The following is an 18,943-nucleotide window of genomic DNA, read 5'->3' as shown; positions in this document are numbered from 1 at the left end:
CATAAACAATAATATTGTTCATAAACAACATTGATCTTTACCAATGTTACCGCTCATCGGATTGTGGATAGTATCTGAAGGATTGTGGATCAACAGCCGATATCGCTAGCTTAAGGCAACTTTGATACCCAGGCCGATCAACAGGCCGCCGAGCAATTTATCGACCACTTTTTGTGCTTTCGCCAAACCACGGCGCACCGGTGCACTTTGAATCAGAATCACCAGCAAAGGCCACCAGATAACGGCCAGTACCCAGATGATTGAGGCGTACCACAGTTTTTCACCCACGCCGGAGTTAATCTGTAATATTTGAGTGAAAACGGCGAGGAAGAAAAGAGTCGCTTTGGGATTCAATAGATTGCAAAGGTATCCCTGCAAAAATGCGGCTTTTAGTGTGATGGGATACTGTGCTGCGCTATCAAGGCTAAGTTTACTTTCTCCGCGTGATAGCAGTGCCTGGAAACCAATCCAAATCAGATAACAGGCTCCGGCATATTTCAGAAAATTGAATAGCCACGGGGTGGTGGTGATAACCACTGCCAGACCCGCCACGCAGTAAGACATATGTGTCGCGACACCTAAAATTACGCCGAGAGCTGTCATCATGGCTGCGGGGCGGCGATAGCGAGCGGCGTTTTTAATGACCAGAAAAAAATCGGGGCCGGGGGATAGCATCCCCAATGTTGCAATAGTTGCGACGAATATAGAGGTTTCAAGCATAGGAATTACCGAGTGAGAAATAGTGCGTTATGGCGATAATAGCGCCACTTGGTTTCCTGTGCATTATTGTTATTGACTAGCGGTGGTGGATTTGTTGTCGGCAGTGATGGAATTGAGCATTTATCTTTTACTCTTTTGATGGATAGTGATGCACGAATATGAGCCAGGCGAATGTAATAAACAGTGAGGAACCGCATCAACAACAGCGGGAAATTACCCGATTGTGCATTAAATGTGCCCTGTTACTGCTGCAACATGGGGCCGAAAGTATGCTGGTGGAGCAGTTATCCGCCCGGCTTGGTATTGCTCTGGGGATGGATAGCGTCGAGAGCTCCATCTCGGCTAACGCCGTGGTTTTAACCACCATTAGCCAGGGAAGTTGCCTGACATCGACGCGCAAAAACACCGATCGCGGCATCAATATGCAGGTGGTGACTGAGGTGCAGCATATTGTCATCTTGGTTGAACACCACTTGTTGGATGCCAGGGATGTCGACAAGCGTTTTGAAAATATTAAACCGCTGCGTTATCCGCGCTGGTTGGTCGTGGTGATGGTTGCGTTGTCATGTGGCTGTTTCAGCAAATTAAACGGTGGCGGTTGGGATGCTTTCTCCATCAGCTTTTTTGCCAGTGGATTGGCAATGTATGTGCGTCAAAGCCTGACTGCGCGCCATATGAATCCGCTGATTAACTTTTGTATCACTGCTTTTGTTGCCACCTCCGCATCTGGTTTATTAATGCGGTTGCCGTTTTTCCAGGGAGCGTCCAGTGTGGCGATGGCAGCCAGCGTATTGCTGCTGGTGCCCGGCTTCCCACTGATTAATGCCGTCGCAGATATGTTCAAAGGACACGTTAATACCGGTCTGGCCCGCTGGGCAATGGCAAGTTTATTAACCTTATCAACCTGTATTGGGGTGGTATTTGCCATGGCATTGTGGGGATTGCGGGGGTGGTCGTGAGTTTACTTTGGGCGTTATTACAAGATATGGTGCTGGCTGCTATTCCGGCTCTCGGTTTTGCGATGGTATTTAATGTGCCGGTTCGAGCATTGCGCTATTGCGCCTTGCTGGGGGCGATTGGCCATGGTTCGCGGATGCTGATGATTCATTTCGGTATGAATATCGAGCTGGCTTCACTATTGGCATCAATAATGATTGGTGTGATTGGGATTAATTGGTCGCGGTGGTTACTGGCACATCCTAAGGTCTTCACTGTCGCCGCAGTCATTCCCATGTTCCCAGGGATCTCGGCATATACCGCGATGATCTCGGTGGTGGAGATTTCTCATCTGGGTTATAGCGAAGAATTAATGTCGGTCATGGTAACCAATTTCTTGAAAGCCTCATTTATTGTTGGTGCGTTGTCGATTGGTTTATCTTTACCTGGGCTGTGGCTTTATCGCAAACGTCCTGGTGTATAAGGTTTTTTTCCTTCCCTGTTTTTTTACCGGGCTAAGAGCTGTCTTATATATGCGATTAGCCTGCTTATCTCTATCGACGCTTGATTAGGCTTTACGTATAGTGTGAGCAATTTTTCGGTACTGGCTCTTGCAGCCTACAGGGTTTAATAATGATTATCAGCCTGATCGCTGCTCTGGCAGCGGATCGCGTTATTGGTATGGAAAACGCCATGCCATGGCACTTACCGGCTGATTTAGCGTGGTTCAAACGTAACACGTTAAATAAACCGGTAATTATGGGTCGTAAGACATTCGAATCTATCGGTCGTCCTCTTCCGGGGCGTCTGAATATTGTTATCAGTAGCCAACCAGGTACTGATGACCGGGTGACTTGGGCTAGCTCTATTGATGAAGCACTGGCTTTAGCCGGTGATGTGGAAGAAGTGATGGTCATGGGTGGCGGTCGAGTCTATAAGCAATTCTTAGACCGCGCGAATCGTATGTATCTCACTCATATCGATGCTGAAGTTGGGGGAGATACACACTTCCCTGATTATGAGCCTGATGAATGGGAAAGTACTTTCAGTGAATTCCATGATGCTGATGAAGCTAATTCTCATAGCTATTGTTTTGAAATTTTAGAACGTCGCTAAAGTGAATTGATATATATTTTATTTTCGCTTTAAAGGCCCATTTTTATGGGCTTTTTTTATGCCAAATTAGATGAAATTAACGTATTAATTAATGGTATTAAACCATTATTGTTTAAGGTTTTTGGCTTTCCATCCTAATGTTACGCTCTGATCGTCACACTTGAAAATATATTTATTCAACTTTAAATTATATTATCTATGGAGTGTAGAATGGGAAATGTAAAATATATCGCCACCTTTGTTTTATTTTTAATATCACCCTTGGCTTCGGCAATTGAAATAACCGCATGCCCTGAGTCGAATGAAATTAGTCGGGTAATGAGCACTTATATATCAGACAATGAACGTTGGCATGGTTCTTCACAAGGCGCTGAAAATAAAGGGGATACGGTCCGTTTTCTTGAGGCGTTTTACTATCCGTATGGGACAAATGACCGCGCTCTGGGGGCATTAGTACAATGCAGTTATCAGCTTGACGCTGGTATCCTACAAATGAAACTAAGAGATAATAAATCGCTGGTCAATAATGGGCTATATATCTCTATAGTGGATAAACCAGCCTGGATTAAGAATGAAGAAACTGCACCTTATATTAGCTATACTTGCCGAGCAGATAAAGCACAAAATTGCTCATTTAATCGGATGTCAGACCTCGCCATTGCGGCAATAACATCAGATATTCCGGTTATTTTACCTAAAGTAGCCTCAGCAAAATAGTGTTTGGTGGCCATCAGTTAAGCAAATAATAATATCTTAGATTTATAGAGATAAAATAAAGGCGCTGATGAGTGGGCGCCTTTATTTTAATATTATTACAAGTAATTCGGCGGTTCTTCTGATGTATCAGTAGGGCCATCAACCTGACTTAGGGTGGCTTCAACGCTGAATGCATGTTGGGTAAAATAGCGTTTATCTTCCCAGCGGAGTAGGGTTAAATCCCCTCCCCAGCAGCAGCCAGTATCCAGCCCATAAATCCCCTCAGGGACTCCTTTACCTTCCAGTGATGCCCAGTGGCCAAAAATAATTGAATACTCAGGGCTCACCAGCCGTGGCAAGTCAAACCAGGGTTTAAGTGGCGCTGGGGCATTCTCTGGCGTGTCTTTACAGATCATATCCAACTGCCCGTTAGGGAAGCAAAAACGCATACGCGTCAATGCGTTGGTACTAAAGCGCAAACGTGCCAGCCCAGTCAGTTCTGGCGACCAGTTGTTCGGCATATCACCGTACATTGCATCAAGAAAGAGCGGATAGCTGTCACTGCTTAAGACGGCTTCGACTTCACGGGCGCACATCTGGGCGGTTTCGATATCCCACTGCGGAGTGATGCCAGCGTGGGCCATGATCAATTTTAGCTCATCATCAACCTGCAAGACGGGTTGGCGACGTAACCAATTAATCAACTCATCGGCATCAGGTGCTTCCAGCAGCGGAGTAATGCGGTCTTTGGGTTTATTGCGGCTGATACCGGCATAAACTGCCAGTAAATGCAGGTCATGGTTACCCAAAACCATGCGCACCGCTGGCCCCAGTGAGCGAACGTAGCGTAAAACATCCAGTGAAGCTGGGCCACGGGCAACTAAATCACCGGTCAGCCACAAAGTATCCTGCTGCGGATCGAAATTTACCTGCGCCAATAGCGCCAGCAATTCATCAAGGCAGCCATGAACATCGCCAATAAGATAAGTAGACATAATTGAGGTCAGGGTTAGTGGATCAGTGCTGGGATCGCTAAGCGGAAGACCGGAATCGCAGTACGGAAGGCCTGACCGAGGTGATCAACCATCTCATAATGTCCTTCCATGGTACCCAGTGGAGTTTCTAAAACAGCTCCACTGGTGTATTGGAACTCATTACCTGGCAGGATCAACGGCTGCTCACCGATGACCCCTTCGCCCTGAACTTCAGTCTGTCGACCATTGCTATTAGTGATTAACCAATAGCGACCAATAAGTTGCACATTTGAACGGCCTAAATTACGAATCGTCACGGTATAGGCAAAGACGAAACGCTCTTCGTCGGGTATCGACTGGGTTTCTATATAGATACTTTGCACCTGTACACAAACGCGGGGCTGTTCAATCATAATGTGCTCCTGCTTATTTTTGCGGTGTCGATTGAGCTGAAAGCCAGTTAGCCAGCTTACAGTATTGCGCTACCGAAATATTCTCTGCCCGCAGAATTGGGTCAATACCTAATTCGATTAACTGCTCTGGAGTGAATAAATCACCCAAGCTGTTGCGCACTGTTTTTCTGCGTTGATTAAATGCTTGCGTAGTAATACGGCTAAGCATACGGACATCACCCACCGGGTTTGGCATTTGTACGTGAGGAATCAGGCGTACTACAGCTGAATCAACTTTTGGGGCTGGGGTAAACGCGGTTGGCGGCACTTCCAGCACCGGGATGACGTTGCAATAGTATTGCGCCATGACCGTTAGGCGACCATAAGCTTTACTGTTCGGCCCCGCTACCAAGCGGTTAACCACCTCTTTTTGCAACATGAAATGCATATCACGTATCGCATCAGTATAGCTGAAAAGATGGAACATTAGCGGGGTCGAGATATTGTATGGCAAGTTGCCAAACACCCGTAATGGTTGCCCTGCGACCTCGGCCAACTCAGAAAAATTGACTTTCATCGCATCTTCTTGATGGATGGTTAGCTTGTCTTTTAGTTGGGGATGGCTAGCTAAGCGAGCAGCCAAATCACGGTCCAACTCAATGACAGTCATGTGATCCATGCGAGCAGCGACCGGCTCGGTCAATGCACCTAAACCGGGGCCAATTTCAACGACCGCTTCACCAGGGACAGGGTGGATCGCGGAGACAATGCTGTCGATGACAAACTGATCATTTAAAAAGTTTTGTCCAAAGCGTTTGCGGGCAAAATGCCCTTGGTGGACTCTATTATTCATTGCTGTTATTTATCATTTTAATGGCTAAGTTTAATGCCGTAATGAAACTGCCAACGTCGGCAGTACCGGTTGCGGCGAGTTCTAAAGCGGTACCGTGGTCTACAGATGTGCGGATAAAAGGCAAACCGAGTGTGATATTCACTGCCCGACCAAACCCTTGGTACTTCAGCACCGGTAGCCCTTGATCATGATACATCGCGAGAACAGCATCTGCATGCTGCAGATATTTGGGCTGAAACAGCGTGTCAGCTGGAAGAGGTCCGATAAGGTTTATCCCTTGCTGACGCAGTGCATCGAGCGCAGGAATAATAGTCTCGATCTCTTCATGGCCCATATGACCCCCTTCGCCCGCATGAGGATTAAGCCCACACACATAAATCTGTGGTTGGCGAATACCAAATTTGGTTTTCAGGTCACTATCAAGAATGGTGATCACTTCATGCAGACTGGCTTGTGTAATAGCCCCCGGCACCGCCAGTAAAGGCAAGTGGGTGGTCGCCAGAGCAACACGCAGCTCTTCTGTCGCTAACATCATGACTACCCGTGGGCAGAGGCTGCGGTCAGCAAAGAATTCGGTATGCCCAATGAAAGGGATACCCGCATCATTGATAATGCTCTTTTGTACCGGGCCAGTAACCAATGCAGCAAATTCGCCGCTGATGGCACCGTCACAGGCTTTGGCTAGAGTCTCAACAACATAGTGGCTGTTATTAACGTCGAGCTTACCTGGCGTCACCTCAGTGGCTGTTTTTACGGGTAAAATGGTGAGCGTGCCAGCCTGTTGCGCTAATGGTGGCTGATCTGGCTGATACTCACGCAATTGCAAGGGCAGATTAAGTTGATTGGCACGCGCAAGTAGTAAGGCCGGATCCGCACACACCACTAGCTCAACAGGCCAATCCTGTTGAGCCAAGGCGACGACGAGATCCGGCCCAACCCCGGCAGGCTCGCCGGGGGTAATGACAATACGCTTATTGTGGCTGTGCATTACTACCATCAAGAATTTTTACATAAGCAGCAGCGCGCTGCTCTTGCATCCAAGTTTGAGCTTCTTCAGCAAACTTGCGGCTAAAGAGCATACGGTACGCCCGATCTTTCTGTGCTGCATCAGTTTTATCTACCTGACGGGTATCAATCACCTGAATCAAGTGCCAACCGAAAGAAGAGTGAACCGGTGCGCTGATTTCACCTTTTTGCAGTTTCATGACTGCATCACGGAACGCTGGGTCATAAATGTCCGGCGATGCCCAACCAAGGTCACCGCCTTGCATTGCAGAACCTGGGTCCTGAGAGATCTCTTTGGCAATAGTCGCGAAGCTGGATTTCCCACTTTTAATGTCGGCCGCCGCCGCTAATAACTTGGCGCGAGCTTGCTCGTCAGTCATCACCGGCGAGGGTTTCAACAGAATGTGGCGTGCATGAACCTCAGTAACTGAAACTGTTTTATCAGCACCACGGATATCATTGACTTTCAGGATGTGGAAGCCAACACCAGAACGAATCGGGCCGACCACATCACCTTTGTTTGCCGATTGCAGTTTTTCAGCAAACAAAGAAGGTAATTCCTGCAATTTCCCCCAACCCATTTGGCCGCCTTTCAGCGCCTGAGAGTCTGCGGAGTTGGCGATCGCTAGCTTACCAAAATCAGCGCCGCCTTTGATGTCAGACACTAATTTTTTGGCCAGATCTTCAGCCTGATCAACTTGCTGCTGGGATGGATTCTCAGGCAATGGGATCAGAATATGGCTGAGGTTCAGCTCTGCATCACCACTAGTTTGGCTACCAATTTGTTTAGCCAATGACTCAACTTCTTGCGGCAGGATAGTTATCCGGCGGCGCACTTCGTTATTACGCACTTCTGACGTTAGCATCTCTTTGCGGATCTGCTCGCGGTAAGTGTCGTAATTCAGACCATCAGCTGCCAGACGGCTGCGCATCTGATCCGGCGTCATGCGGTTTTGCGCGGCGATATCTGCAATGGCTTTATCCAATGCTTCATCGCTGACGGTAATCCCCATCTTCTTGGCCATCTGCAATAGGATATTATCCATAATCAGGCGCTCAAGAACTTGATGACGCAGTGTCCCATCATCTGGAACTTGTTGCCCAGATTGCTGTGCATTCAGTTTCACTGACTGTAACAAGCCGTCGACATCACTTTGCAGAACTACGCCGTTATCAACCACAGCGGCAACTTTATCAACTTCTTGTGGTGCTGCGAACGCGGTATTGGCACAGACAACCAATCCGAGAATAAGCGTTCTCCAGTTCTTCATACCTTTTCCATTTATGTAATCCGCTTTTGCGGGTTAAAATTCACTGTATTCAGTGTGTTACACAGTATCAGAATGCACTTTGATAAGGCAGGATACCAGAACCAAGCATTTGCGCGGTACCCAAGCTATGGTCGCTACTCAGACCACGTAATTCGATGTTAAAGCTAATTCTGTTGTCATATTTGCTGGTTTCATTCTGCGAATTCCAACCAGTGATTTTCCGTTCATAACCCAAGTTAATCGCCCAGCAACAAGTATTGTATTGTACGCCAACTAACTGGCTGGCGGGTTGATTCGCTTTGGTATCGTAGTAATAAGCACCGACCAATGCCCAGCGGTCAGCAATCGGCCAGCTGGCGGTAGTCCCCACCTGAGAAATACCCTGTTGATAACCAGGACTTTTCACGTTTGGCACTGCTGCCTGAATATATTCTGGGCTGGCGTAGCGATAATTCAATTGAATCATACGCTCTGAGTCTTTTCTATACTCCATTACCGCATTGCCGAGGGTTAAACTCCCCAGACGAGTATCATACTGTGCGCCACCTTTCAGGCCCAGTTGATCACTAATACGCCAGAATGTATCACCTGCCCAAACCAAGCTACCAGTATCATCACTGTTATCAATTGTTTCACTATTACCGGTACGCGAACGGCTAAAGTAATAGATTTGACCTACTGAAACGTTAAAACGTTCAACCAGCGCATCATCATATATGCGAGAAGTTAAACCAGTAGACACTTGATTGGCGGAAGCGATGCGGTCCAGGCCACTATAGGTACGGTCACGGAACAGGCCGGAGTAGTCCGACTGCATCAGCGTGGTGTCGTAGATATAGATATCATCCTGATTCCGGTAAGGAACATAGAGATACTGGGCGCGCGGCTCCAATGTCTGGGTGAAACCTGTTGCCCAATCCATTGGCCGATCAAATACGACTTTGCCATCCACTTTAAACTGCGGCATCACTCGATTAACCGAGTCTTTCAAGTTAGGTGCAGCTTCGCCATTATTCGCACTGGAATAGTAGCTGGCAAAACCTTGCGGAATATCCTGTTGATAGTGTGTTGCCAGTAACTTAGCTTCGGTATTCAGGCTACCCCATTCGTTGGCTAACGGCAGGCTGATCGATGGCTCAACATGGAAACGGCTGGCTTCCGGATTATCCGGATTAACACTGGTGAATTTGGCAGCCTGGCCATAGACATGCATATCAAACGGGCCAACATCATTTTTATAGTAGTTCATGTCCAGCTGTGGCTGGGCACGGTAAGCATTACTGTTACCGGCATCTGTAAATACTTGGAACTGTTTGGATGCTAAAGTGGCATCCCAGTTCTGGTCAGCATAACCGACACTGAAGATTTGTGTGGCATAGCCATCAGTGGTTGAACCGTACTGTGATGTTAAATCAGTAAAATAGTTCGGATCACTGACGCGGGTATAGTTGACGTTGAAGCGCCAAACTTTATCCATCACACCTGAATGGCCCCAGTAGAACAGCCAGCGGGTCGGATCTTGCTCTGTACCATCGACCCCTTTGTAGAGACGGTCACTTGGTAGCCAGTCCAATGCCATGGTGCCTGAGCCTGGCGCCAGCAAATAGCGGAACTCATTTTGCCATTGCATACCACGACGATCCATATAATGAGGGGTAATGGTGGCATCGAAGTTAGGCGCAATGTTCCAGTAATACGGCAACATAAATTCAAAGCCGTTATTACTGGTGTATTTAGCATTAGGGATCAAGAAACCAGAGCGGCGTTTGTCACCGATCGGCAATTGCATGTATGGGCTGTAGAATACTGGAACTTTGCCAATTTTAAATCGGGCATTCCAGATTTCTGCCACTTGCTCTTCACGGTCGTGGATAACTTCAGTACCCACCACACTCCAGCTATTATCACCCGGCAAGCAAGAGGTAAACGTCCCATTTTCTAGAATAGTATAGCGGTTTTGACCGCGTAATTTCATTAAATCTGCATCGCCACGCCCCTGACGCCCGACCATCTGATATTTGCCTTTATCCATATCAGTGTCTTTGGTATTCAGGTTCGACCAGGCGGTTGGCCCCTTCAGCTTGATTTGCGGATCGTCGTAATTAACATCACCGGTAGCTGTTACGGTACGAACCGGGATAGCTTCACCCGATTTCTGTACTTGGGTCAGTTTGACCTGATCGGCAGTGAGGGTGCTATTGCCTTGCTGGACAACGACGTTGCCAGTAAATAGGGCGTTATCCGGGTAATTGGCCTCGGTTTTATCCGCATTAATGCGAACCGGTAGCTGATTTGGATCGCCGGTGACCAGTGGTTGGTCATAGGTCGGTACGCCAAGCATGCATTGCTCAGCAAGGTCGGCCAGCGTGTGCTGGCTATATAGTGCCGTCCATATCAATGTGGCCAGCAGTGTTGGGAATCTTTTTTTCATACGCGGTTTTGGTGTTCCGTCATCGGGGGGCATCATGCCGGCAAACGGTCTGAGACTATATTACTCATCACAGTTGCGCTAGTGTTAAATCCGGCCGCTTACACGTCTCGCTGTTAGGCGCTGAGCTGAATGCCGAGTATGATAATGCAAATTTTGACTGACGGCATGATGAATTGAGGAGTATATGCAGTATTGGGGAAAACTGCTCGGTCTGGTACTGGGCTTTCTGTCCGGTGGAGTCTGGGGTGCAATACTAGGGTTGCTTGTCGGCCATATGGTTGACAGGGCGCGCAGCACAAAGCGTCGCGGCTTTTTTGCCGATCAACAAACACGACAATTAATTTTTTTCCGAGCGACTTTTCAGGTCATGGGGCATTTGACCAAGGCGAAAGGGCGGGTGACGGAGGTTGATATTCAGCTTGCCAACCAATTGATGGATAGAATGCAATTGCATGGCGAGGCCCGAACAGCAGCACAGCAAGCATTTCGTGAAGGGAAAGAGAGTGGATTCCCATTACGTGAAAGGTTGCAAGAATTACGCGGTGTCTGCTTTGGCCGTTTTGATCTGATTCGGATGTTTCTGGAAATTCAGTTACAGGCCGCATTTGCTGATGGCTCTTTACATCCTAATGAGCGGCAGGTGCTGTATGTGATTGCTGAAGAGCTGGGGATCTCACGCGGTCAGTTTGATCAGTTCCTGAGCATGATTGAAGGTGGACGCCAGTTTGGTGGACAGGGCGGTTGGCAGGGCCATCAGGGAGGATATTCTCAGGGTGGTTACCAGCAAGCGTCAAATGGCCCGACACTGGAGGATGCCTGCAAAGTGCTTGGGGTCAGTAGCTCTGATGATAGTGTAATCATCAAGCGTGCTTATCGTAAGCTAATGGGAGAGCACCATCCTGATAAACTGGTGGCAAAAGGTTTGCCGCCTGAAATGATGGAAATGGCGAAGCAAAAGGCCCAAGAGATTCAAGCTGCGTATGACTTGATCAAGCGCGAGAAAGGATTTAAGTAACATTGAGCGAAAGATGTCTGTCATTTGGCCTCTTTCGCTCTTTATTTAAATGCTAGAAGCAGTTTTAAAGTATTAATGCAGGTGCCATTACGCCTGTATCTGGCGTGACTAACTGCTAATACTGGGTGGCCTGGGTGGCGCCATATCATGTTTATCTTTTATATTATAATATTTGTCCAGCTCAAATTTCTTTAACGATATATTCTCGTACTGGACAGTATTGCCAGTAGACTCAGTGGGTAAAGTATTTTGATTAACGCTGTTGAATGTGCATATTAACGTCCTATCATGTTTTATACGTAAGGCAACAGAAGGGCAGTCTCCTCCCAAATTACGCATGCTCCCCTCTAGCTCCCTTATTTGATATATAATCAAATCATTAGGTAGTTATATGGCTTTAAAATCAAATGAATAAGATGACTCTGAATCTCTTTTTATCGCGCCGGGGCTGAGATTCCACTACGATAGTTACCCTTTTCTTTGGGTGGAAAGAACGTGAGTATTTATGCTAACTGAATACCCTGCCAATGTATTGATACCATCTTGATTAAACCGGTGGATGCGGCTTCTTATTTTTTCGCCTTTAATTTTTTCTGCATTAACCGCATATTCTGAGTAAGTTTCTACCACCGGAATAATAACATTCCTTCATTAGTATATAATGAGTGAGATATTATTTTTTAACTTGTTTTTTATTTTTAATCTTAAATTATCATATTTATTCTATTGTCATTAATTTGTAAATAATGAGGTCGCCTCCTTATTTAGGATGCGGTGACTCATTATGATTAATAAATATTAAAAAGGCGCGTCACATTTAAAATGCATTGCCGTACCAAATTCTGGATGAGTGATACATAATTCCTGCGCATGTAGCTGTAAGCGGGATGCCATCGCTTTAGCCTCTGGGTGCGCATAGAATCTATCGCCCAGAATGGGGTGGCCGATTGCCAGCATATGAACCCGCAATTGATGTGAACGCCCGGTAATAGGGGATAATTTCACGCGCGTGCTGCCGTCAGTATCGCGTGAAAGGACCAAATATTCAGTTTGTGAAGATTTTCCGGTCTCATAACAGACTTTCTGTTTTGGCCGATTAGGCCAATCGCAGATTAACGGCAGGTCGATCAAACCTTCATCTTGCGTCAGATGGCCCCAGACTCGTGCAACATAAGACTTTTTAGGTTCGCGTTCACGAAATTGGCGTTTCAGTTCGCGTTCGGCCGCTTTAGTCAACGCCACCACAATCACGCCACTGGTCGCCATATCCAACCGATGTACAGATTCAGCATGGGGAAAATCAGCTTGGACGCGGGTCATTACGCTGTCTTTATTTTCTGGTGCGCGACCCGGTACGGAAAGTAATCCGCTAGGTTTATTAACCACCATGATGTGCTCATCCTGATAGAGGATGTGTAGCCAGGGGTCGCGTGGGGGGTTGTAAGGTTCCATCATAGCTCCATCCCCTTCATCTTTCACGCCGCAGCGGTGTTGGCTGCCTTCACTCACCCCAGTCACTTAGTGAACTAAGCTCTAGGGGACTCGCTCAGTTGCCGCCTTGCTGCAACGCGAAATCTATTGGGTTTTACTGTTTTCTTCATCTTTCACGCCGCAGCGGTGTTGGCTGCCAGCCTGGGCTAAGCAAATTGGTTTTACTGCGTTTATCAAAATGGATAAAAGAGCCGAATAATTTCGGCTCTTTCTGACACTAGAGAATTACTGGTGTGTAACCACCACCAGACGAATAGCATCTAAACGCCAGCCCGCCTGATTCAAGTTTTCCAGCACCATTTTGCGATTGTGCTCCAATGTTTCTATTTCGTCATCGCGAATATTGGGGTTAACCGCTTTTAGGGCTTCCAGACGCGCCAGTTCGGTACTCAGCTTATCGTCAGCTTCATGCTTGGCCGCCTCAATCAAGACGCGCGCTTGTTCTTCAACCAGCGCCTCTGCTTGCTGCAGCATGGTGTGAACTTCTTGCTGAACCGCATTGACCAATTTGCTGGAAGTATGGCGATTGACTGCATTAAGTTGACGATTGAAAGTTTCAAATTCAACCTGTGCCGCCAGATTAGTGCCATTACGATCCATCAGCATCCGCACGGGTGTTGGTGGCAAGAAGCGGGTCAATTGCAGATGTTTCGGCGCTTGAGCTTCTACCACATAGACCAATTCAGCCAGTAGAGTACCAACAGGCAATGCTTTGTTTTTCAACAGAGAAACAGCGCAGCTGCCAGTATCACCGGACAAGATCAGATCCAAACCATTGCGGATGATGGGGTGCTCCCAACTGACAAACTGAGCATCTTCTCGCGATAAAGCTTGTTCGCGATCGAATGTCACTGTGCAGCCATCCTGTGGTAAGCCCGGGAAGTCCGGTACCAGCATATGGTCAGAAGGCGTCAGCACAATCAAATTGTCGCTGCGATCTTCTTGATTGATACCCACAATATCGAACAGATTGAGCGCAAAACTGACCAAGTTAACGTCATTGTCTTGGTCAGCAATGATTTGTGCCAACTCTTGCCCATGTTCGCCACCATTGGAATGCATTTCCAGCAGGCGGTCACGACCCTGTTCCAATTGAAGTTTCAGCCCTTCATGCTGCTGACGGCAGGTGTGGATAAATTCATCCAAGCCTTCCTGTTCATTCGGGGTCGCCAGATAACCAATTAGCTCTTGATAGCCACTATCATAAATGGTGCGGCCCGTCGGGCAGGTGTGCTCGAAAGCATCCAAACCTTCGTGGTACCAACGCACCAATATGGCCTGCGCGGTATTTTCCAGATATGGCACCATGATCTGAATTTCGCGGTTCTGACCGATTCGGTCCAGACGGCCAATACGCTGTTCCAGCAAGTCCGGGTTAAATGGCAAATCGAACATCACCAATTGGCAAGCAAACTGGAAATTGCGCCCTTCAGAGCCGATTTCTGAACACAGCAACACCTGTGCGCCATCTTCTTCAGAGGCAAAATAGGCAGCAGCGCGGTCACGTTCAATCAGCGACAAACCTTCATGGAACACTGCCGCACGGATAGCTTCGCGCTCACGTAGCACTTGCTCAAGCTGTAAAGCAGTGGCGGCTTGCGCACAGATAACCAGTACTTTCTCACCGCGATTAGCAACCAGATAGTTAAGCAGCCACTCAACGCGAGGGTCGAAGTTCCACCAAGTAGCGTTTTCACCCTCAAATTCTTGGTAGATTTGCTCAGGATAAAGCATATCTTTGGCACGCGCTTCCAGCGTCTTCTTCGCGCCCATAATCCCGGACACTTTAATCGCTGTTTGATACTGCGTCGGCAATGGCAACTTTATCTGGTGCAAGACGCGATGCGGGAAACCCTTCACGCCATTACGGGTGTTGCGGAACAAGATACGGCTGGTACCGTGTCTGTCCATTAGCATGGTCACTAGCTCTTGGCGCGCCGCTTCGCTATCGTCACTTTGGCTATTCGCGGCTTTCAGCAGCGGCTCAATATCCTGCTCATTAATAAGTTCACCCAGCAGGTTCAGCTTATCATCCGCTAAACGTTCACCACCCAGCAGCAGTGTTACGGCATCAGCAATTGGGCGATATTTCTGCTGTTCATTGACGAACTCTTCGTAATCGTGGAAGCGATCTGGGTCCAGCAAACGCAAGCGGGCAAAGTGGCTCTGTTGCCCTAATTGCTCTGGGGTTGCCGTCAACAGTAAGACACCGGGAATATGTTCAGCCAACTGTTCAATAACTTGGTATTCGCGGCTTGGTGCCTCTTCGCTCCAGGCCAGATGGTGCGCTTCATCCACCACCAACAGATCCCAAGCTGCATCAGCCAACTGTTCTAAGCGCTGCTTATTACGGCGCACGAAATCCAGTGAGCAAATCACCATTTGTTCGGTTTCAAACGGATTGGTGCTATCCAGCAGCGCTTCGGAATAACGGCTGTCATCAAACAGCGAGAAACGCAGGTTAAAGCGGCGCAGCATCTCGACCAGCCACTGATGTTGCAGGCTTTCCGGTACCACAATCAGTACGCGCTCGGCGCGGCCAGCCAGCAGTTGCTGGTGGATTATCATCCCGGCTTCGATGGTTTTACCCAAGCCCACTTCATCGGCCAGCAATACACGTGGCGCATGGCGCTGGCCCACTTCATAAGCGATATGCAATTGGTGTGGGATTAAGCTGGCACGGATACCGCGCAGCCCGCTCCATGGCAGGCGGAATTGCTCGCTCTGATACTTACGGGCACGAAAACGCAGGGCAAAACGATCCATACGATCGATCTGGCCGGCAAATAACCGATCCTGTGGTTTGCTAAAAGTCAGTTTGCTATCGAGCAAAACTTCACGCATTGAAACGCCGGTTTCCTCAGTATCTAAACGGGTCCCAATATAGGTAATCAACCCATTTTCTTGAGTCACTTCTTCCACTTTCAGCTGCCAGCCTTCGTGGTTGGTGATGGTATCGCCCGGATTGAACATTACTCGGGTGATTGGCGAGTCATTTCTGGCGTAAAGGCGGTTTTCACCGGTTGCGGGAAACAGTAAGGTGACCATGCGTACGTCAATGGCAACGACAGTACCCAATCCAAGTTCGCTTTCTGTGTCGCTGATCCAGCGTTGACCAAGTGTAAAAGGCATAAATTATCGGCTCGATTTTTTTGTTGGACAGTTATTGGTAGAAAATCTTTTGTAGATAATGTTTTGGTAAATAATCACTTATAGAGATTAATAATCAAGTTACTGGCAATAGTTTACCGTCCACGCAAGCTGCGTGGCTAACGAGTCTGTCTGAAAAAGCACTCGCAGACAGAATTCGGGTCGGTTATGTAAATGTGATTGATGCGAATTTTGGCAAGGGCGCTATGGTAATGGAAGGCGAGCGCTTCGTCACCCCTAAAACAGCCCAATTACGATTAAAATAACCCCATCTGACCGGTTATCAGTGTTGTAAAGTCATCGTGCATAAAGGGAAGTATAGCGTCTGCCACCGGTTGTAACTGGCGAGTTAGGTAGTGATCGTAATCAATAGGGGATTGTCGGATTTCTAATGGTTCGGGGCCAGCCGTGGTCATGACATAGCTTATCCAGCCGCCATTCTGGTATTGCAGCGGGCGGCCGAGCTTGCGGTTGTATTCATCTGCCAGACGCGCGGCTCTGGCATGTGGCGGGACATTACGCTGATAGTCATCCAGCCGTCGGCGCAGGCGTTTGCGGTAAATAAGCTGCTCATCTAACTCACCATTCAAGGTGCGAGCCACGTAATCTCGCACATAATCTTGATAAGGCTGCTGCTGGAAAATACGCAAATACAGCTCGCGCTGGAATTGCTGGGCCAGCGGCGTCCAGTCGGTGCGAACGGTCTCCAGCCCTTTGTATATCATCTGGTCGCCAGTTGGGGTTGAAATCAGCCCGGCATAGCGTTTTTTACTGCCTTGCTCCGCCCCGCGAATGGTGGGCATCAGAAAGCGTCGATAATGGGTTTCAAACTCCAGTTCCAGCGCACAGGGTAAATCATAGGTTTGCCGAATATGCGCCTGCCACCATTGATTGACATGCTGTACCAGCGCTTTGCCAATGCGGGATGCTTGCTCCTCGCTATGGGCACTTTTCAGCCAGACAAAGGTTGAGTCGGTATCGCCATAAATCACCTGATAGCCCTGCGCTTCAATCAATTCACGGGTTTGGCGCATAATATCGTGGCCGCGCAAGGTAATTGATGAGGCCAGCCGGGGATCAAAAAATCGGCAGCCACTGGAGCCCAAGACGCCATAGAAGGCATTCATGATGATTTTTAATGCTTGTGATAATGGCTTATTTTGCTGGCGTTTAGCCGCTTCTCGCCCCTGCCAGATTTGGTTGACGATGGCAGGTAAGCAATGTTTGTCGCGTGAGAACCAAGCGCCGCGAAAACCGGGTACCGAATGCTTTTCATCCGGCTGGGACATGCCCCCCACTAAACCGACCGGATCAATCAAAAAGGTGCGAATAATTGATGGATAGAGGCTTTTGTAATCCAGCACCAGCACCGAGTCATATAAACCGGGTTGGGAGTCCATCACAAAGCCGCCGGGGCTGTGCTCTTCCGGTAATTCGCCTAAATTAGGTGCCACATAGCCGATACGGTGCATCCGTGGCAGATAAAGATGGGTAAATGCGGCAACGGAACCGCCACTGCGATCAGCCGCCAGCCCGGTGACTGTTGAGCGCTCGAGCAAGAAGCTGAGTAGCTCGGTTTTGGCAAAAATCCGCGTTACCAGTTCACAATCTTTCAGGTTATAGCGGGCCAGCGCCGGTTTATCATGGGCGAAGCGCTGGTTGATTTCGTCCATCCGCTGGTAGGGGCTATCGCTGGCTTTGCCTTCACCCAGCAAGGTCTGCGAGACAGATTCCAGACTAAATGAGGGGAAATTCCAGGTGGCAGATTTGAGTGCTTCAATGCCATCAATAATCAGCCGACCCGCAGCGGAGGCAAAAAAGTGCCCCTGTTTAAAACCATGTTCACGCCACTCCAGCAGATTACCGCCGCGACCAAAGCGCAGTGGGATCTGATAGCGATCAGCATGTTTTTGTAATACGCGTAAATCAAACTGCACCAGATTCCAGCCGATAATGGCATCAGGATCATGCTCTGCCAGCCACTGATTCAATTTCTCTAATAGTTGCGGGCGGCTGGCGACATATTCCAGTTTGAAGTCCAGTGCGGCTTCATCCGCCGAACTGCCATTTGGCGGGCCGAGCATGTAAACCTGACGCTGACCACAGCCTTCTAAACCAATGCAATAAAGTTCGCCATGCTCGCTGGTTTCGATATCCAGCGACAGCAGTTTGAGGGCTGGGCGATACTCCTCGGCAGGTTTCATTTGGGTATTAAGCAGCGGGCCATGACCATTTTCTTCGCCACTAAACCATACCGGTGCGGTAATAAAGCGTTCCATCAGGAAACGTTCTGGCGGGCGAATATCACCTTCATAGACATTCACGCCGCTTTCTCTGAGCAGCTTTTCCAGGCGGATTAATTGGCGATGTTGGCTACAATATAGCCCCAGAACCGGGCGTTGGTGGAAGTCGGTTAGCTCAAGAGGGCGCAATTGCCAGCGGCGTTCATTACGCAGCACGGTTTCGGCCCGTTGGCGTTGTTCGGCCGGGATAAAAGCCACTGAGGGCTGAGGGGGTAACCTCACTTGCTGTGGCCCCTCATCGGTTGCTAACCAGAATTCAACTTCGGTGCCAGCCTGCGTGTCGCGCCAGTGGCGAGTTAGCAGGAAGCCCTGACGGGTTTGACCCACAAAACGACCTTAATAAAAAACGATTAGACTAGGTACAGGCTATTTTATTTGTCATTTTGAACTTGGGCAGTGCTCGAAATCCTCACGTACTTATGTACGCTACGGTTTCTGCGCGCTGTCCGCATCCAAACTGACTGCAACAATAACGCCTGAAGATTTCAGATCTTTATTATGGTTATTTATACAGTAATTGTCTATTTTAATGGTTTTTCCCATTAACTGCTTTTTAGCTAAAGTCATTGGGGTCGCAGCTAACATCCTTG

The 18,943-nt window shown here is 48.3% G+C and carries 15 protein-coding genes; 5 read left to right on the top strand and 10 right to left on the bottom strand.

The features are described 5' to 3' along the window. Window positions 1–105 precede the first annotated feature (105 nt). Window positions 106–720, bottom strand: coding sequence for a LysE family transporter (locus tag FTA96_RS20560; RefSeq protein ID WP_050106591.1), 615 nt, complete (start codon window positions 718–720; stop codon window positions 106–108). A gap of 158 nt (window positions 721–878) precedes the next feature. Between FTA96_RS20560 and FTA96_RS20555 the strand changes: the two genes are divergently transcribed. The 4 genes from FTA96_RS20555 (at window position 879) to FTA96_RS20540 (ending at window position 3,489) form a co-directional block, all read left to right on the top strand. Further along, the gene (locus FTA96_RS20555; RefSeq protein ID WP_050106590.1) at window positions 879–1,679 is read left to right on the top strand and encodes a threonine/serine exporter family protein; all 801 of its coding nucleotides are present in this window, start codon (window positions 879–881) and stop codon (window positions 1,677–1,679) included. Beyond that, complete coding sequence (locus FTA96_RS20550; RefSeq protein ID WP_172665608.1) at window positions 1,676–2,140, top strand: threonine/serine exporter; 465 nt, start codon at window positions 1,676–1,678, stop codon at window positions 2,138–2,140. Before FTA96_RS20555 ends, FTA96_RS20550 begins: the two co-directional genes overlap by 4 nt. 152 nt (window positions 2,141–2,292) lie before the next feature. Further along, window positions 2,293–2,772 carry a type 3 dihydrofolate reductase gene (folA, locus tag FTA96_RS20545; protein ID WP_172665610.1) on the top strand — a complete coding sequence of 160 codons (480 nt, stop codon included), beginning with the start codon at window positions 2,293–2,295 and terminating at the stop codon, window positions 2,770–2,772. 210 nt (window positions 2,773–2,982) lie between these two features. After that, complete coding sequence (locus tag FTA96_RS20540) at window positions 2,983–3,489, top strand: DUF3757 domain-containing protein (RefSeq protein WP_186372911.1); 507 nt, start codon at window positions 2,983–2,985, stop codon at window positions 3,487–3,489. Between the two features lie 95 nt (window positions 3,490–3,584). Here the strand turns inward: FTA96_RS20540 and apaH are convergent, their stop codons facing one another. The 6 genes from apaH to lptD form a co-directional block, all read right to left on the bottom strand. Next, window positions 3,585–4,463: a bis(5'-nucleosyl)-tetraphosphatase (symmetrical) ApaH gene (gene apaH, locus FTA96_RS20535; protein WP_050121596.1), complete on the bottom strand. Its 879-nt coding sequence runs from the start codon at window positions 4,461–4,463 to the stop codon at window positions 3,585–3,587. Window positions 4,464–4,477: 14 nt separating this feature from the next. Then, a complete protein-coding gene (gene apaG, locus FTA96_RS20530; protein WP_050121595.1) occupies window positions 4,478–4,855 on the bottom strand; it encodes a Co2+/Mg2+ efflux protein ApaG in 378 nt (125 codons plus the stop codon). 13 nt (window positions 4,856–4,868) lie between these two features. Beyond that, window positions 4,869–5,687 carry a 16S rRNA (adenine(1518)-N(6)/adenine(1519)-N(6))-dimethyltransferase RsmA gene (gene rsmA / locus FTA96_RS20525; RefSeq protein WP_145574769.1) on the bottom strand — a complete coding sequence of 273 codons (819 nt, stop codon included), beginning with the start codon at window positions 5,685–5,687 and terminating at the stop codon, window positions 4,869–4,871. After that, the gene (gene pdxA / locus FTA96_RS20520) at window positions 5,680–6,675 is read right to left on the bottom strand and encodes a 4-hydroxythreonine-4-phosphate dehydrogenase PdxA (RefSeq protein WP_050121594.1); all 996 of its coding nucleotides are present in this window, start codon (window positions 6,673–6,675) and stop codon (window positions 5,680–5,682) included. The genes rsmA and pdxA overlap by 8 nt, the downstream gene beginning before the upstream one ends. Beyond that, window positions 6,659–7,963 (bottom strand): peptidylprolyl isomerase SurA, encoded by a 1,305-nt coding sequence (surA, locus tag FTA96_RS20515; RefSeq protein ID WP_050121593.1) that lies wholly within the window; start codon window positions 7,961–7,963, stop codon window positions 6,659–6,661. Before surA ends, pdxA begins: the two co-directional genes overlap by 17 nt. A 67-nt stretch (window positions 7,964–8,030) precedes the next feature. Further along, a complete protein-coding gene (gene lptD, locus FTA96_RS20510; protein WP_050121591.1) occupies window positions 8,031–10,394 on the bottom strand; it encodes an LPS assembly protein LptD in 2,364 nt (787 codons plus the stop codon). A gap of 184 nt (window positions 10,395–10,578) precedes the next feature. On the opposite strand from lptD, the gene djlA reads away from it, so the two are divergent. Beyond that, window positions 10,579–11,409, top strand: a complete 831-nt coding sequence (gene djlA / locus FTA96_RS20505; protein ID WP_050106581.1) for a co-chaperone DjlA — start codon at window positions 10,579–10,581, stop codon at window positions 11,407–11,409. Window positions 11,410–12,207: 798 nt separating this feature from the next. Here djlA and rluA read toward each other — a convergent pair. The 3 genes from rluA to FTA96_RS20490 all read right to left on the bottom strand — a co-directional run bounded on the left by rluA (window position 12,208) and on the right by FTA96_RS20490 (window position 18,680). Continuing rightward, a complete protein-coding gene (rluA, locus tag FTA96_RS20500) occupies window positions 12,208–12,861 on the bottom strand; it encodes a bifunctional tRNA pseudouridine(32) synthase/23S rRNA pseudouridine(746) synthase RluA (protein ID WP_072077418.1) in 654 nt (217 codons plus the stop codon). Between the two features lie 264 nt (window positions 12,862–13,125). Then, window positions 13,126–16,032: an RNA polymerase-associated protein RapA gene (gene rapA / locus FTA96_RS20495; RefSeq protein WP_050106580.1), complete on the bottom strand. Its 2,907-nt coding sequence runs from the start codon at window positions 16,030–16,032 to the stop codon at window positions 13,126–13,128. Between the two features lie 275 nt (window positions 16,033–16,307). Next, window positions 16,308–18,680 (bottom strand): DNA polymerase II, encoded by a 2,373-nt coding sequence (locus FTA96_RS20490; RefSeq protein ID WP_145574765.1) that lies wholly within the window; start codon window positions 18,678–18,680, stop codon window positions 16,308–16,310. Window positions 18,681–18,943: the final 263 nt, after the last annotated feature.

The sequence above is a fragment of the Yersinia alsatica genome (genome assembly GCF_902170305.1).
Lineage (GTDB): Bacteria > Pseudomonadota > Gammaproteobacteria > Enterobacterales > Enterobacteriaceae > Yersinia > Yersinia alsatica.
The sequence above is the reverse complement of the archived record's forward strand: the minus strand, read 5'-3'. Positions and strand labels throughout refer to the sequence as shown.